This window comes from Paenibacillus sp. A3M_27_13, from assembly GCF_024213315.1.
Classification (GTDB): domain Bacteria; phylum Bacillota; class Bacilli; order Paenibacillales; family Paenibacillaceae; genus Paenibacillus; species Paenibacillus polymyxa_B.
Map to the genome: position 1 here is coordinate 1 of NZ_JANAVE010000001.1, position 17405 is coordinate 17405.

Here is a 17405-nt window from a genome sequence, read left to right on the forward strand (position 1 = left end):
CATAATTCCCACTACACTATCAGGTTTTATTCCCTTTTCTCTTAATTTTCTGGCCAGTTGGTTTGCCTTTTCGTTTACTTCCTTATAAGTCAGCTGTTTATCTTCAAACACTACAGCAATATTATTGGGTGTCTTTTCTACCTGCTCTTCAAACAGTTGATGTATAGTCTTATCCTTAGGATACCGGACCTTTGTATCGTTAAAGTCATATAGTATTTTCTGCTTTTCTTCCTGTGAAAGCATATCAATTTCTGACAACCTTTTTCCAGGATAAACCGTTATCTCTTCCAGAACATTAAGGTAATGGGCTGCAAACCTTTCTACAGTCTCTTTCTTGAACAGCCTTGTGGCATATTCCAAATCAAATGCAATACCTTCCTGGGTTTCCCGAGCATTTAATGTCAAGTCAAATTTGGATATTCTAAATTCATTTGTATAGGGTATAAACTTAAGCCTATCTATCTTCAATTCTGATGAGCCGGTATTTTGCAATACAAACATAGTATCAAAAAGAGGATTCCTGCTCATATCCCTCTTTACATTAAGCTTTTCCACCAGTTCTTCAAACTGGTAGTCCTGATTTTCATAAGCCCTTATAGAGTTTTCCCTTACTTCCTTTAGAAACTCAGCAAAGGTCTTTTCTCCCTGGGGATAGTTCCTCATGGCTAAAGTATTTACAAACATACCTATTATGTCTTGTAAATCTGTATGAGGTCTTCCAGCTATAGGGCTTCCCACTATAATATCTTCCTGCCCCGTATACTTAGACAGCAGTATGTTGTATGAAGCAAGCAATGTCATGTAAAGAGTAGCCCCATTATCCCTTGCAAGCTTAATAAGTTTTCCCGTAAGCTCACTGCCTGCTTCAAAACGGATAAAACCTCCGTCAAAGCTTTGAACCGCAGGCCTTTGGTAATCTACTGGCATATTCAGCACAGGAATTTCTCCATTAAATTCCTGGAGCCAGTATTCCTCCTGCTTCTTTATTTTGTCCCCAGCAAATAGTTCCTTCTGCCAAACAGAATAGTCCTTGTACTGTATACGGAGGGAAGAAGGGTTATTTCCTCCATACATATCCATGAACTCATGTACCAGTATATCCATGGACGTACCGTCAGATATGATATGGTGCATGTCAAACATCATGACATGCTTGTCTTTTCCCGTTTTCACAAGGCCTACTCTTAGCAGCGGAGCAATTCCAAGATCAAACGGCTTTATAAATTCTTTTACGATTTCCCCCACTTTTTCTTCGTCAGATTCTAGATACACTACACTAAAACCCACAGGATCATTGATCTTCTGGACGGGTTCACCCTCTATGAAATGGAAAGATGTTCGAAGGGTCTCATGCCTATTTATAAGCTGTTGGAAGGTCTTCTGAAAAAGCTCCAGATCAATACTGCCTTCAACCAGCAAGCTGCCTGGCATATTGTATGCTGTCCCTGCTCCTTCAAACTGATTTAATATATACAGCCTTCTTTGGGCTGATGACATAGGGTAGTATTCCATCTCTTTAGCAGTTTGGATGGATTGATATATACTCTCCTTTGCTTCCTTCATATACCTTGCTATTTCCGCTATAATTGGAGCCTTAAATATTTCCTTAAGAGGCATGTCTATATTGAACTCTTTGTGAATTCTCGCTACAAGGCTTGTAGCCTTTAAAGAGTGTCCACCTAACATAAAGAAGTTGTCATTTCTTCCTATCTTCTTAATTCCAAGGATGTCTTGCCAAATCAGTGCAAGCTTCTCTTCAAATTCGCCTATAGGCGCTTCATACTCTATTCCCGTATTTATATTACCTTCGGGTTCAGGCAATGCCTTCCTGTCTATCTTGCCATTAGCTGTCAATGGCATTTTTTCAAGCTGCACAAAGTATGATGGTACCATGTATTCGGGCAGTTCTTTTAAGAGATGCTCCCTTAGTTCTGATATTGTCAGCTCATTTTCTCCCGCTATATATGCACACAGGTATTTACTGCCCTGATGGTCTTCCTTTGCAATCACCAAAGATTCCTCAATTGAAGGATGCTTTAGCAGTTGTGCTTCTATTTCACCAAGCTCTATCCTAAAGCCTCTTATCTTTACCTGGTGGTCTATTCTACCCAGGTATTCCATTTCTCCATCAGATAATAACCGGACCAGGTCTCCAGATCTATATAACCTCTCTTCCGGCTTGTACGGATTTTGAACGAACTTTTCCTTTGTAAGCTCCGGTCTTCCAAGATATCCTCTGCAAACTCCGTCTCCTCCTACACAAAGCTCTCCGGCTACTCCAATGGGAACAACTTTCATGTTCTTATCCATTACATATGTTGTAAGGGTTGGTATAGGCCTTCCTATGCTGCTCACATTAGATCTAATTTCTTCCTCTTCTATCTCTTTATATGTGACATGCACTGTTGTCTCGGTTATTCCATACATATTGATGAGTCTAGTCTGCGGGTACTTCTTTCTCCATTCCTTCAACAATGCAGGCTTTAATGCTTCCCCTCCGAATATGACATATCTTATCTTAAGTTCTTTTTCTTCATATGATACTTCTTCATTGGCTATATTATAGAAGGCTGAAGGTGTCTGATTTAATACGGTCACCTTCTCATTCCTTAGAAGTCTCAGATACTCTACATTGCTGCGTGCTGTCATTTTAGGAACTACCACCAATCTGCCCCCATATAACAACGCCCCGTACATCTCCCATACGGAAAAATCGAAACTCATAGAATGAAACATAGTCCATACATCATTTTCGTTAAAATCAAACTGCATTTTACTGTTAAATAACAGCCTTACTATGTTTCTATGCTCTATCATTGCCCCTTTGGGTTTACCTGTAGAGCCTGAGGTATATATTAAGTAAGCTAGATCGGAAGGTTTATTTACCTCCGATAAGTTATATTGTTCATCTGAATATTCCTGCTCATCTTCTAAATTTATTACTGTACCTATTGATGTATATTTGTCTATAAAATGTGATTGGGTCAACAGGATCACTGCCCGGCTGTCTTCCAGCATATGACTTATTCTTTCCTCAGGATAATCTGGATCTATGGGAAGATATGCCCCTCCTGCTTTTAATACCCCTAGGATTGCTACTATCATCTCAAGTGAGCGTTCTGCCAGAATACCTACGATACTGTCCGGTTTGACTCCTTTAGCCCTTAATACATGGGCCAACCCATTTGATTTTTTATTGAGTTCACTAAATGTAAGCTTTTTACCCTCAAATACCACAGCTACATGATCAGGGTTCTTCTCTGCCTGCTCTTCAAAAAGCTGATGGATAGTCTTGTTTTTAGGATACTGTGCCTCTGTAGCGTTAAAGGTATATAGGATTTGCTGTTTTTCTTCCTGTAACAGTACATCAATTTCCCACAACCTTTTTTCAGGGCATGCCGTTATCTCTTCAAGAACGGTAATGTAATGGGTTCCAAACCTTTTTATTGTCTCCTTCTTAAACAGCCTGGTACAATATTCAAGGTTAAATGTTATACCTTCTTGACCCTCTACCACTTCAAGCATAAGGTCAAATTTTGCCTTTCTGCCTTCCAGCCAGTTGTTGTATTGTTTGAAGTTTATACCCGATGCTGCAAATTCTGTCTTGTTTGAAGTGCGCAGTGCAAACATAGTGTCAAAAAGAGGATTCCTGCTCATGTCCCTCATGAGATTAAGTTTTTCTACAAGTTCTTCAAACTGGTAGTTCTGATTTTCAAAAGCCAAAAACGCATTTTCCCTTACTTCCTGCAAGAATTGGACGAAGGTCTTTTCTCCCTCAGGATAGTTCCTTATGGCCAAGGTATTTATAAACATACCAATGATACCCTGCAGGTCAGCATGGGGCCTTCCGGCTACAGGACTTCCAACTATGATGTCTTCCTGTCCAGTGTATCTGGACAGGAGTACGTTATATGCAGCCATCAGTACCATGTATAAGGTAGCTCCATTATCTGTTGCAAGCTTATTTAGTTTGACTGAAAGTTCAGGGTTTATTTCAAAGCTTACAGCATCTCCTTCAAAACTTTGTACCGCCGGTCTTGGATAGTCAGTAGGCATATCCAGTACCGGTATATCACCCTTAAATGTCTGGAGCCAGTATTCTTCCTGCTTCTTTATTGAGTCTCCGGCAAACATCTCCTTCTGCCATACAGAAAAATCCTTGTACTGTATCCGTAGTGGCAAAAGGGTCTTCCCTTGGTACAAATCCAAAAACTCACTCATAAGTATATTGACTGATATACCATCTGATACTATGTGGTGCATGTCAAACATCATAACACGCCTGTCTTCGTTCGTTTTTACAAGTCCTACTCTCAGTAATGGAACTTGGCTAAGATCAAAGGGCGTTATGAATTCTTTGACTATTTCTGCTGCTTTTTCTTCATCCAGTTCCAGGTACGTAATACTGAAATCCACGTAATCATGAACCTTTTGTACTGGTTCACCCTCAACCATATGAAATGATGTGCGCAGAGCCTCATGTCTTTTTACTAGCTCCTTGAATGCCTGTTCGAAGCGTACTGCATCAATGTTTCCTTCCAGCAGTACGACGCCTGGCATGTTATATGCAGTACCTGCTCCTTCAAGCTCGTTTAGTATATACAGCCTTTTCTGGGCAGATGACATAGGGTAAAATTCCTGCTCTCTGGCAGAAGGTATTCCAGAAAAGGCATTTGGCGTATATTTTGAAACATCTTTTCCTTTTTCTTTTAGCATCGTCTCAAATAGCTTTCTTTTTTCTGGAGAAAGAGATTCTATTCTTTTCATCAAATTATCCATAACTTCGTCCCTCTTCTCTATTTCATCTCTTTTAATTCCTATTTATAGATTTTCAATCATGCTTAAAATTTCTTCGATTTCCACTGTATCGTTAAGTCTATTTTTAATACTTTTTGCTATTGCCGAAATTGTAGGACCCATAAACACTTCTTTTAATGCAAATTCTATGTCAAATTCTTTATGAACCCTTGATACAAGATTGGTTGCCTTTAATGAGTCTCCTCCTAATTCAAAGAAGTTATCATTTACTCCAATCTTCTGGACTCCAAGGATTTGGCTCCATATCAGTACAAGCTTCTCCTCAATTTCACCGAATGGTGCAGCATAGTCTACCCCTGTATTAATATTTCCATCAGGGGCAGGCAGGGCATTTCTATCTACCTTGCCATTCGCTGATAAAGGCAGTTTTTCCAACTGTACAAAATATGAAGGGATCATGTAGTCTGGCAGATCTTTGGAGAGATACTCCCTTAATTCCGGTATTGTCAATTCACTTTCTCCAACTATATATGCACAGATGTACTTGTTCCCTTGGGGGTCTTCCCTTGTTGCTGCCACAACTTCTTTTATTGAAGAATGTTTTAGAAGCTGAGCTTCTATTTCTCCAAGCTCTATTCGGTATCCGCGGATCTTAACCTGATGGTCTATTCTGCCCAGGAATTCGATATTCCCGTCAGGCAGCCATCTTCCCAGGTCTCCTGTTTTGTACAGCCTTATCCCCTTTTCTTCTCTGAAAGGATCTTCAAGGAATACATGGGCTGTTTTTTCAGGGTCATTTAAATAACCCCTTCCTACACCTGTTCCAGAGACGCAGATCTCTCCTTTTACTCCGATAGGGCACAGGTTCATGTTTTTATCTGTTATATATAGATTCATATTTTGTATAGGCTTGCCTACAGGAATGTTCTCTCCTTCATGAGCAGCTTCCATAGTATATAGAGTAATATCGTCCGCTGCCTCTGCAGGTCCGTAGGCATTAACTACTTTAGTATTTGGACATAGGTCAAACCATTTCCTTACTATGCCGGATTTTACGGTTTCTCCCGTTATCAGCAAGTAATGAAGTTTTTCCGGTTTATTCCCTGTATTTTCCACATACTCAAGCATTAAAGCAAGGTATGAAGGTACCACCTCAAGGACCGTTATGCCATCTTCTATGATCCGATTCGTAAACCTTGCAACATCCTTTACTATTTCATCTGGATAGATGATAATTTGAGCTCCTATGGTTAGGGCTGCAAAGAACTGCCATACAGATACATCAAAGTATTGAGGCGAGTTCTGGGATATTATGCTGTTGTTAGTTATACAAAGTTCCTTTATTTCCGCATGGATGTGGTTTATCATGCCAAGATGCTCTATCATAGCTCCCTTTGGTACACCAGTTGAACCAGATGTATATATAACATAGGCCAAACTATTTATGTCTATATCTAGATCTAGGTTTTCGCCACTTTCAGCCTCAATCTCTTTTTCACACTGGTCAAGGTATATAATTCGGCCTTTATAGTTCTCACTAAGCTGCTGGGTCACATAATCTGATAAGGTCAACACATAGGCAGCTTTAGATTCCTTAAATATATCAAGCACCCTTTGTGTAGGGTATTTTGGATTTACAGGTATGTAAGCCCCCCCTGCTTTCCATATACCAAGTACCGATTCTACAAATAAGGGTCCCCTCTCCAGCATGACAACTACGGCTTCTTCTCTACCAGTGCCAGCCTTTAGCATGTACCTTGCTATCCTGTTTGCCCTTTGGTTGATCTGGCCATATGTAAATCTACGGCCTTCATACGCTACTGCTATATTGTCTGGACGTACTTTCGTCTGCTGCTCAAACAGGTGGTGTACCGTCAGGTGATGTTCAAATTCAACCTTCGTATCGTTAAAGCCGTATATTATTCGCTCCTTTTCTTCTTGGGATAACATATTGATTTCTGATAGTTTTTTTTCAGGGTTTGAGGTTATCTCTTCAAGGATATTAAAGTAATGCTGAACAAGCCTTTCTACCGTCTCCTTCTTAAACAGACGTGTAGCATATTCCATCCATAATATTATATTATGACCATCTGGTATCAACTGGAATGTTAGGTCAAATTTTGATGTTTTACTTTCAACCGGATATTTGGAATACTTTAATTCACCACGATGTTCCATAATATGCTCATCAGAAGGAACAATATTAAACATAACAGTAAATAAAGGATTTCTGCTTGAATCTCTCTTTACGTTAAGTTTTGTCACAAACTGATCAAACCTGTATTCCTGATTTTCATATGCTTCTAAGGAGCTTTCTTTTACTTCTTCCAAGAACTCAGTAAAGGCCTTATTTCCCTCTGGGAAATTCCTTAATGCCAGGGTATTTATAAACATCCCCAGTATTCTTTCAGTATCAAAATGAGTTCTTGCCGCTATAGGAGTACCAATAATTATGTCTTCCTGTCCTGAGTATTTATACATTAGTGTATTTAATGCCGCAAGAAGTATCATATACACGGTGGCTCCTGTTTGGGAGGAAAGTACATTTAATTTATCCATCAAATGACTGTCTAAATCAAATAGCAACCTATTTCCTTCAAAGCTTTGAAGGACAGGCCTAGGATAATCTGTAGGCATATCAAGGATAGGAATTTCACCCTTGAACCTATTAAGCCAGTATTCTTCCTGCTTTTTGTAAACCTCAGTGCTAAACAAGCCATTCTGCCACTGGGCAAAATCCTTATATTGCACCTCCATTGCCGGAAGGCTTTCACCACTTAATATAGAAACTATTTCATCAAAAGTCCTGATTATTGAAGTTCCATCCGAGACTATATGATGTACATCAAGCAAAAGTATTTGCCTGCTAGCATGGATTTCTATAAGACCTACTCTTATTAAGGGTGCTTTGCTTAAATCGAACGGTCTTACAAATTCATCGATTATTTTCTCTACTCCGTCTTCCTCAGACTCAAAATATTCTATAGTAAAATCAACTTCATCTTGTATCCTTTGCACAAGCTCCCCATCAATCATCTCAAAGGATGTCCTAAATGCTTCATGCCTTTGTATCAATGTTTTTAATGCTTCCCCAAGGGCAACCCTTTCAATCCCACCTTCAAATAAAATTCCCACAGGTATGTTATACCCAATGTTGTTACCCTCAAGATTATTAATGATATACATCATCTTTTGTGCAGATGAGGTTTCATAGTACTCTTTTTCAGAAACTTTAGGTATTCTTTCAAGCTCAGCCTTACCCATATTTAGGGAATCCTGTTCTGAAATCTTTCCCGATTCGTATAGCTTTGATATCATTTGCTCGGAAAGATCGTATATGCTGGAACCCTTAAGAAGTTCTACTATGGAAACAGGTGTTTTAAAGGCAACCTCCATCCTGTTTTTTATTTCGGTGGCCATTAATGAATCCATCCCAAAAACAGTTAGTGGTTGTTTGGTACTTAGATCCTCAGGATTATAACGCAAAACCTTCGCTACTATTGTTTTAATATGCATTTCAACGATATTCTGCCTGCTCTGTATTGGAGATGAAATAATATCCTCCAGGATATCAACATCCACCTTTGATTTATTTATATTCTTTTGTTGTCCTGACTCATCTTGCAAAAGAGTTTTAAGCACATGTGGAGAACTCATGGGTGAGAACCATTTTTCCCCAAACGTTTGCCACGAGAGTATAGGTAGAACCACAGACTGTGCAACAGCTTCTCCAACAAGGTGCTCCATAGCCCTAATTCCCTTTTCTACCGTTACAGATTCTATGGATTTTTGTATATAATACTCCGGATCACGTTCCATAAACCTTGCAGCCATTCCAACCTCTGACCATGGTCCCCAATTGATACTCAGTGCAGGAAGTCCTCTCGATAAACGGTAATGTGCAAGTGAGTCCAAAAAGGCATTCCCAGTTGCATATGCTCCCTGGCCTGGTGAACCAAATACAGAAGCAACTGAAGAAAATAAAATAAAGAAGTCAATAGGCCGTCCCTCTGTCATACGGTGAAGGTTCCATGCACCATTTACCTTAGGCGAAAGGACCCTATAAAAAGTCTCATCTTTACTAACCTCAAGAAATTGATCATCCGTAATACCAGCAGAATGTACAACACCTCGAATAGGAGGCCTTTCTTCCTTATCAAAATCTTTAAAAAATCCAGCAAGCTTTTCCTCATCAGTTACATCCACTGATCCAATATATACTGTTGCCCCCTGGGACTCCAGCTTACGAACAAACTCAATCCTCTCTGCAAGGCTGCTGCCTGGCTCTACATTGTTCCATTCAGAACGTTTTGGAAATTCTCCGCGTCCAAGCAGTACCAGATGTCTTGCTCCCTTGGCAACCATCCACTGGGCTGTAATCATACCTATGCCACCAAAAGCACCTGTAATAACATAACTTCCATCGGGGCGAAGATGTACGGGTACTTGATGCTGCATATCAATCCGCAGTTTATCGATTCTTGCTGCAAGTCTATTCCCATTACGGAAAGCAATTTGGTTCTCTCCATTACCTAAGACTTCTTTTAACAGCATTTCCATTTCACCCGCATTAGCCTCTATGTCAAGGTCTACAAGGCCTCCCCAATTTGAAGGCAACTCATGGTAACCTATGACGGTGCCAAGGCCCCATACCAACGACTGTAAGAATGCAGAATTTGGAGTAGCCCTGTTGATCATTTGGGCTCCTCTTGTAATAACCCACAGCTTAAAATTTAATCCCAGATTTGTGGTTGCTTGTACCAGGTGTTTTAATACAAACAGGTTTTCAAAACAAGCTTTTTCTATAGCTGTATTACTAACTTCCTGGATCTCAAGGATATTGAGGCTCCACATATATACAATACCTGTTAGCTTCGTTTTAATTTTTGAGAATTCATCAAACAACGCTCTAAGATCCTCAATGCTTCGAGGGTTTATATATATCTCACGCTCTTCATACTGCCAACCAAAATTCTCACCAGGATATACCATAAAGCATTCTTCTCCCCTTTTTTCAAGGAGATTTGCCAGTTCTTTTCCTGCTGCTTTATGATCCACAAAAATAAGCCATGCTCCAGAGTTAGCAGCAGCTGTGCGGGTATCAACTTCTTCACTTTTTAGAAGCTCCCAGTTTATCTCATAAAGATAATCCTTAACTCTTCCAGCATCAGACCCTCCACTATTTCCAAGTTCCTTAGTTCTTATGCCCAGTATTTCGGCGATTAGATTTCCGTCCTCACTATATAGACGGATGTTGGCGTTCAAATTATTATCTTTCCTATCTACCATCTGCGTATGACAAAGCATGACAGGCTCCGGCCTTCCATAAAGCTGCACCCTGTCTATTCCTACAGGTAGGAATGATTGGCCTTCGTTATTTTCATCTTCATTAAGTGGTGCAACTGCCGCAATGGTAACCTGGAAACAGGCGTCCAATACCGCCGGGTGAAGACCGTAGATAGAGCTATCAATCTCCAGTATTTTAGGGATCTCGATCCTGCCAAGAGCTTCGTTATCACCTTTCCATATCTTGTCTATACCTTGGAAATAAGGACCATAATGGAAACCCATTTGATAGAAGGTTTTATAACATACTTCTTTTCCGTATTCTTTGGTACAATTGCCAAGTATTTGAATCAACTCATCTTTAGCAGTGATCTTTATGTTTTGCCGTTTTCTTATTGTGCCGGATGCATTGCATGTCCAAGTCTTATCTTGTCCCGGTATCCTGCTTGAAATCTCGAATTTTGCGGTTTTTGGATCCAAAACCACCTGCACCACAGGTGATACTCCTTGATTTAAAAATAAAGCATTTTCAAACTTTATATCTTCAACTGTATAAAAACCCTCTCCAAAATAGCTTCTGGCACAAGCCATTCCCAGCTCTACATACCCTGCTCCGGGGAAAACTTCTATACCTTGTATTTTATGATCAGAAAGATACGTCATATAGGTAGTATTAAGTTCAATCTCCCATATAGGGCTGGAAGTTTTCAAACGGCGTCCTAAAAACTTGTGCTTATTTTTTCCCTGCCTAAATTCACTTGATTCCTGCGTTTCCATCCAGTATTTATCCCATTGCCATGGATAAAGAGGGAGACTTACAAACTCACCTTGGTACCGGTAAATCTTGTTCCAATCTATAGGGTATCCCAGTGCATATAGATTCCCTAAGTTCTCCAGTATTGAAACCTGTTCGTTTTCATTTCTTTTTATAGAGAACAACTTCTTACCTTCAACGTTTTTAGCTGACAGACAATCAGAAATAGAAGCTGCTAAAACAGGGTGAGGGCCCACCTCAATAAATAAGTTATAATTCAACGAAATCATTTCATACATTGCTGCTTCAAAACGTACCGGCTCTCTTACATTTTTATACCAGTAATGTCCATCACACTCTGTACCCGTCAGCATTTTCCCTGTAACCGTGGAATATATCGGTATCCCGGCAGGCTGGGACTTTATTCCTTTTAATGCCTCCAATAGCTCCTGCTCATATGGTTCCATTTGGTAACTGTGATACGCTACATTGACCTTTAAAAGCCGCGCAAAAACCCCCTTATCCTGCAACTGTTTTTGGATCTGCTCAAGGGCATCAGGATCACCTGACAAAGTTACCGAATTTGGGCTATTGATTGCTGCCATTGAAACACCTTTTATGTTCTCATCCAGCAGGGCCACAACTTCTTTTTCTGGTAAACCTACCGCCAGCATTGTGCCCTTGTTTACTGCTTTTTGCTGTGCACGGCTTCTGTGAATACTTACCAACATGGCATCTTCAAGGCTGTAAATTCCTGCAACATATGTAGAAGCCACTTCTCCAACACTGTGTCCTACCACCGCATGGGGTATAATACCCAAGGATTTCCATACTTCAGTCAAACCCACCTGAACAGCAAAATTGGCAGGTTGAGCAAACTGGGGCTGGTCCAGACGTGAATTCTCCTCATCGGCGAGAAGTTCCTCCAGTAGAGACCATCCAGCATACTGACGTGTAAGTTTATCGCATTTTTCTATCATATTTCTAAACACAGGGTCTTTTTCAAGGAGCTGTCTACCCATAGCCCACCATATGGGCCCCATACCTGTATATACAAAAACAGCTTTATTGTACTTTCCTGCCTCAACATTTCCCGCAGACATCCCCTGGCGTGCTTGTCCTTTAATATACGCTTCCAGGTTTCCTGCAAGTTCTTCCTTTGAAGATGCCGAAACCGCTAGTCTATAGTCATGATGGGTGCGCTTTTTGCTCATCATGCTTCCAATATCATATAAAGAAATACTTTCTCCACTTCCATTAATAAAATCAACATACTTTTGCGCATAGTTTTTTAGCGCCTTTTCTGAGCGCGCAGATATGGGAATCATATATGGCCATCCGGTATTTACATTAACTTCAGGAGTACCCTCTTTTTGGAGATCTGTAGCTTCCTCCAAGAGGATATGGGCATTTGTTCCTCCAAAACCGAATGAATTTATGCCAACCAATGCGGGTTGCGGCAAAGGCTCCAGGGTCTGAGGAATTCGTATACATAAATCGTCAAAGGGAATTTTAGGGTTTGGATTCTTAAAGTGCAGATGTGGAGGTATTTGCTTATGCTTTATGATTAGTGAAGCTTTTATCAGTGCGGCAACTCCTGCAGCGGCCTCAAGGTGGGCAATGTTTGTCTTAACAGATCCGACAATACACTTTTTATCTTTTGGCCTGTCTGTTGAAACCACTCGTGCTATTGCATTAGCCTCAATAGGGTCTCCAACCGGAGTGCCGGTGCCGTGAGCTTCAATATATGTTATATCTGAAGGTGATATTCCTGCCTTTTTGTATACCTCCTTCATTAAGTTTTCCTGAGCCTGCCCGTTTGGAACAGTAATCCCGTCTGTGTGGCCGTCCTGGTTTACACCCGATCCACTTATTACGGCATAAATCCTATCTCCGTCTTCGATAGCATCTGACAGGCGTTTTAAAACCACAACGCCGGCTCCTTCTCCTCTTGCATAACCGTTTGCACTGGAATCGAAAGTTTTGCACCGTCCATCGGGAGATAAAAAACCACCCTTACTTTCCGCTATGGTATACTCAGGTGTAGCTATAACACTTACTCCGCCTGCTATTGCGAGATTACATTCATTATTCAATAAACTCCCGCATGCAAGGTGTGTTGCAACCAAAGAGCCCGAACACGCTGTATCTACAGACAAACTTGGACCTCTGAAATCATATATATATGAAATCCTGTTGGACAACATTGTCATCATCATACCCGTTGCCGAATGTGTATCTAAACTTTCAACCGATTCGTTTTTAAATTGTATTGCTTGATAGTCAAGGGTGAAGCCCGCTACAAAGACACCGGTATTGGTTCCTGCTAGCTTGGCCGGATCCAAGCCTCCATCTTCCATTGCTTCCCATGATGTCTCCAGCATCAGTCTTTGCTGTGGATCAAGAAAGGCCGCTTCCCTTGGAGAAATACCAAAAAACAAAGGGTCAAACTCATCTATTTTATCTAAAAATCCACCATGACAGGTGTAATGCTTGCCTGGCTTTGATTTGTCAGGATCATAAAACTTTTCTAAATCCCAGCGGCCTTCGGGTAAATCGGAAGTCATATCTTTTCCCGCAGTCAATGCTTCCCAGAACTCCTCAGGCCCCCTTATTCCTCCTGGCAAACGGCATCCTATTCCTATAATGGCGATTTTATCCATAACTTTCGACCTCCAATACTTTATTTATATTCTCTTGAATAGCTTGTCTGATAATTGAACAACCCTGCTGCAAAAGTTCAAGCTCGATGGTTAACGGAGGCATAAGTTTTATAACACTGTCTTTTCTTCCTGCGCTTTCGATGATTAAACCGTTTTGGTAACATTCCTCTACTACTTTTTGCGTGATTCGCTCATCCTCCACATTGGAAAAATCAATACCCCAAATCAAACCTGCACCCCGAATGGTCAGGCCCTTATGTAATGACAAAATCTGCTTGGTTAAATATTCTCTTACAAATGCTTCCTTATATTTCACAGACTGTTCCAAATTATTCATTTCCCAATATTCCAACGCAGCTGTAGCTCCAATGAAAGCAAGCTGGTTTCCCCGGAACGTACCGTTATGCTCACCAGGCTTCCAGACATCAAGTTCCGGTTTCATCAGCAGAATAGACATGGGAAGGCCATACCCGCTGATTGACTTGGAAAGCAGTACAATATCAGGGATCATCCCGGCACGTTCAAATGAAAAGAACGGTCCGGTGCGTCCGCAGCCAACCTGAATGTCATCGCAAATCAGTAGAATACCGTGTCTGTCGCTAAGTTCCCTCAGCCTGAGCATCCATTCGGGTGAAGCTATATTTACGCCGCCTTCCGCCTGAATGGTTTCAAATATAATAGCCGCCGGTTTTTCGATTCCCGAGTGACCGTCGTTTAGAACGGCTTCCATGTATTCAATAGTATCGAATGAGTCAATTGGACTCTCGGAGTATGGGAAAAAGGTAACATCGGATAATGCTATGCCGGAGGAAGATCTTTTCTGAATGTTGCTGGTAACAGCCAGACTCCCCAGCGACATTCCGTGAAATCCTCCCATAAACGCAAATATACCAGTCCGTTTAGTGATCTTTCGGGCAAGCTTCAGCGATGCTTCTACAGCGTTTGTACCTGTAGGCCCGCAAAATTGAATTTTATAGTTTAACTTTCGGGGTTCCAATATGATCTGCGAGAATTTTTCGATAAATTCACGTTTCGCTTTTGTGTACATATCAAGCCCATGAGTAATACTGTCCGATTCAAGATAAGCGAGTATCTTTTGTTTGATGTATTCGTTGTTATGTCCATAATTTAAAGCTCCTGCTCCTGCAAAAAAATCAACAAATTTCTTTCCGGATTCTGAATAAATCAGTGCACCTTTAGCCCGGTCAAACACATCGTAGAAGTTTCTACAATATGCTCTTACGTTGGATTCATACTGCTCAAAAATTTCCATACTCATAATTCCTCCCTTAAACTGAAGTTAGTGTTTAAACACTAACTTCAGTTTATTTTTCCGGCCCAATCCACATCCATGTTCTCTCCCGGCTTGTGGTGGATGTGCATCGTTGCCTTTGTCCTCCCCCGCCCACTCCCGGTATTACTTACAAAACTGGGTGTACATGTACGGTAGGATTGTAAAACCTGCAAGGGTGGAAAATAAATAACATCTTAGTTCTTACCGCCATAGCCCTTATAAGTAGCGTAAACTGCATCTGCATATTGATTGGCCAGAGTAGGACGGCCATAAGAGTCTGTAGCTCCCGGATACCAGTTATCTCCTCCGTTATAGTGTAATAAGCCATTATATATGTTGCCGAATCTAGTAATCTTTTCATTTAAAATCAGTCCGCCCAAGCATACCTGATCTTGTTCACTGCCGTGATTATAAGCACGGCCAAATTTTGAGCTGAATTGAGATAAATAAGCATTACGTGTGTTTGGTTCTACCTGCATCAATCCGTCGCCGGCTGATGGACTGCCTGGTAAGCCTGCTCCAAAGCTGCTTTCCTTTTTGATCACAGCACTCAGCAATAAAGCAAAATCTCCGCCTTTACCGAATTTATCGCCCGCATTCATTGTGTATGTCCATATGTGGCTTGGAACTTCGGAAGGCTTTGTTACTGAAGGACCTGTTGGTGGCGTTGTTGGCGGTGTTGTAGGTGGCGTAGTTCCGCTGCCGCCTTTCTTCCATAAAGCAGGAACATTGGATGGTTCCCAGCCTACAAGGGAAGTATGTGCCTGAAGACAGGTATAAGTACTTCCACTATATGTTACTGTATCATTTACCGCATATGCAGTATTTGGACGTTCATACAATATTTATACCATAACGAACATTGTTCGTAAAGAACAATGTTCGTTATGTGTTAGAACACCTACATGTTCTAACTTTAGAACTCTCATCTTTTTCGCGCCTCCAAAAGGCGGAATTTAGGAGAAGAGGATATCTTGTTGTCGTGTGAAAGTATATCGCAACGCTCCACTACCCGCCGGATATATATCGCTAGCTCCAGAAGTTTGGGCTTACCGGACGCGCTGGGGTTATGGCGGCAGCCGCAGGACCGATCGATGAGGATCGGACGGATTGACGCGGCATCAATGCGTCAAAGTCAAGAGGCCGCTGAAGAGCTTTCGTAAGCTTTTTTCTGTTGCGGACGGAACCACGAGGCAGCAAGAGCGAGTAGAGAAGTCCCTATTAGTGCGATGATGACCCAGCGGTAACCGTGAATGACGAAAGCAAAATCAACGGCAGAAATCACATTGTTCTTTCCGGAATACAGCACGTTCTTCAGGTGGGCTGGCAGCGCTGCGCCGACGATGGTTAAAGAAAGAGCCGTACTCAGCACTTGACCCAAGTTATATAGCATGGACCGCAGTCCATTCGCCACCCCGCGGCTTTGCTCCGGAACGCTTGACATGATCTCCGTCGTATTGGGGGTAAGGAATAAACCGGTCCCGACCCCGATTAACAACATGCCGCAAGCGGTGACCCCGTAAGAGAAATTTCCACCGACCACGAATAGGAGTAGTAGTAGTCCTGCTATAGAAATAAGAATTCCAAGTGAGGCCAGAACTCGAATGGCCGCCTTCTTAGTCAACATGCCAGCAATCGGAGAAATGACCAACATCCCTATCGTAATTGGAAGGATCCTTAGACCGGCATTAAGCGCGTTTTGGTGGAAGGCAAATTGGTAATAGAGAGCGAAGAGCAGAGCAACCGCCGTACGGGCAAAAGAATTAAAGAATGTAGCGATGTTCCCCATACTGAACGTCCAGCTTTCAAAAAGGCTTAAATCTAGTAGAGGTGATGCTGAACGATGCTCATGCCATAAAAATATAGTAGTAAATATGGCGAATATCGCAAAACCTCCGATCACCTGCTTGTCTCCCCAGCCCAGTTCTCCCCCCTTGGATAAAGCAATGATTAGACCCGCTAAAGCGACAAAGATCATGATGCCTCCATATCCGTCCACTTTTTTATGGAGCTGCGCTAGGGGCTTCACCCTTAGAATCCAGAGCCCCCAGATGAGAGCAATGATCCCGAAGGGAACATTAGACCAGAACACCCACCTCCAGCCTCAGGCGGTCGTGACCACGCCGCCGACGACCGGGCCAAGCACCTGCGCGACGGAAGCGGACAATAAATTCAGACCGAGACCGGTGCCCAGCTGCGATTGGGGAAACGCATCGGTAATCAGCGGTGTTGTGTTCGTCACTACGAGCGCTCCTCCGGCAGCCTGTACGATCCGAAGAAGGATTAGTACCTCTACATTAAAAGCATAACCGAGTAGTAAACTGGATACGGTAAAGATGGCCATTCCTATTAAATACATTCGGCTTCTTCCGAAAATATCCGAAATTTGTCCGAAGATTAAAATCAGGATAGTGTTTACCAGCATATAGGAAAGTAAAATCCAGCTGGAAGCTGCCGCATTCGCATGAAATTGCTGGCTTAATTCCGGCAATGCGACATTAAGCGTTCCGATATTGACCAGAACCAGGAACGCTCCGAGACTGGTTACAGATAAGACATACCAGGGGTACATCCTATCGGACTTGGGACTTCTCTTTTGGGTCATAGAGACCAACCTCCTGAAATAAAAAAACGACCCCTGGAACCTGAT

At 41.8% G+C, this 17405-nt stretch carries 4 protein-coding genes and 1 pseudogene; all 5 read right to left on the bottom strand.

What is annotated here, in order from left to right:
* The coding region (locus NLX82_RS00005; protein ID WP_254347382.1) for a non-ribosomal peptide synthetase at positions 1–4779 on the bottom strand (4779 nt) is incomplete at its 3' end.
* A gap of 42 nt (positions 4780–4821) precedes the next feature.
* Positions 4822–13461 carry a non-ribosomal peptide synthetase/type I polyketide synthase gene (locus tag NLX82_RS00010; RefSeq protein ID WP_254347383.1) on the bottom strand — a complete coding sequence of 2880 codons (8640 nt, stop codon included), beginning with the start codon at positions 13459–13461 and terminating at the stop codon, positions 4822–4824.
* Positions 13454–14734, bottom strand: a complete 1281-nt coding sequence (gene ectB / locus NLX82_RS00015; protein ID WP_025719505.1) for a diaminobutyrate--2-oxoglutarate transaminase — start codon at positions 14732–14734, stop codon at positions 13454–13456. Before ectB ends, NLX82_RS00010 begins: the two co-directional genes overlap by 8 nt.
* Before the next feature lie 215 nt (positions 14735–14949).
* Positions 14950–15597 carry a carbohydrate-binding protein gene (locus tag NLX82_RS27870; RefSeq protein ID WP_233903715.1) on the bottom strand — a complete coding sequence of 216 codons (648 nt, stop codon included), beginning with the start codon at positions 15595–15597 and terminating at the stop codon, positions 14950–14952.
* 293 nt (positions 15598–15890) lie between these two features.
* Positions 15891–17360 (bottom strand): annotated as a pseudogene (locus tag NLX82_RS00025) (MFS transporter).
* Positions 17361–17405 lie beyond the last annotated feature (45 nt).

What these genes read in the sequence shown, in the direction of transcription:
- NLX82_RS00010 (WP_254347383.1), bottom strand. Translation starts at nt 13,461, where the DNA reads ATGGATAAAATCGCCATTATAGGAATAGGATGCCGTTTGCCAGGAGGA.
- ectB (WP_025719505.1), bottom strand. Translation starts at nt 14,734, where the DNA reads ATGGAAATTTTTGAGCAGTATGAATCCAACGTAAGAGCATATTGTAGA.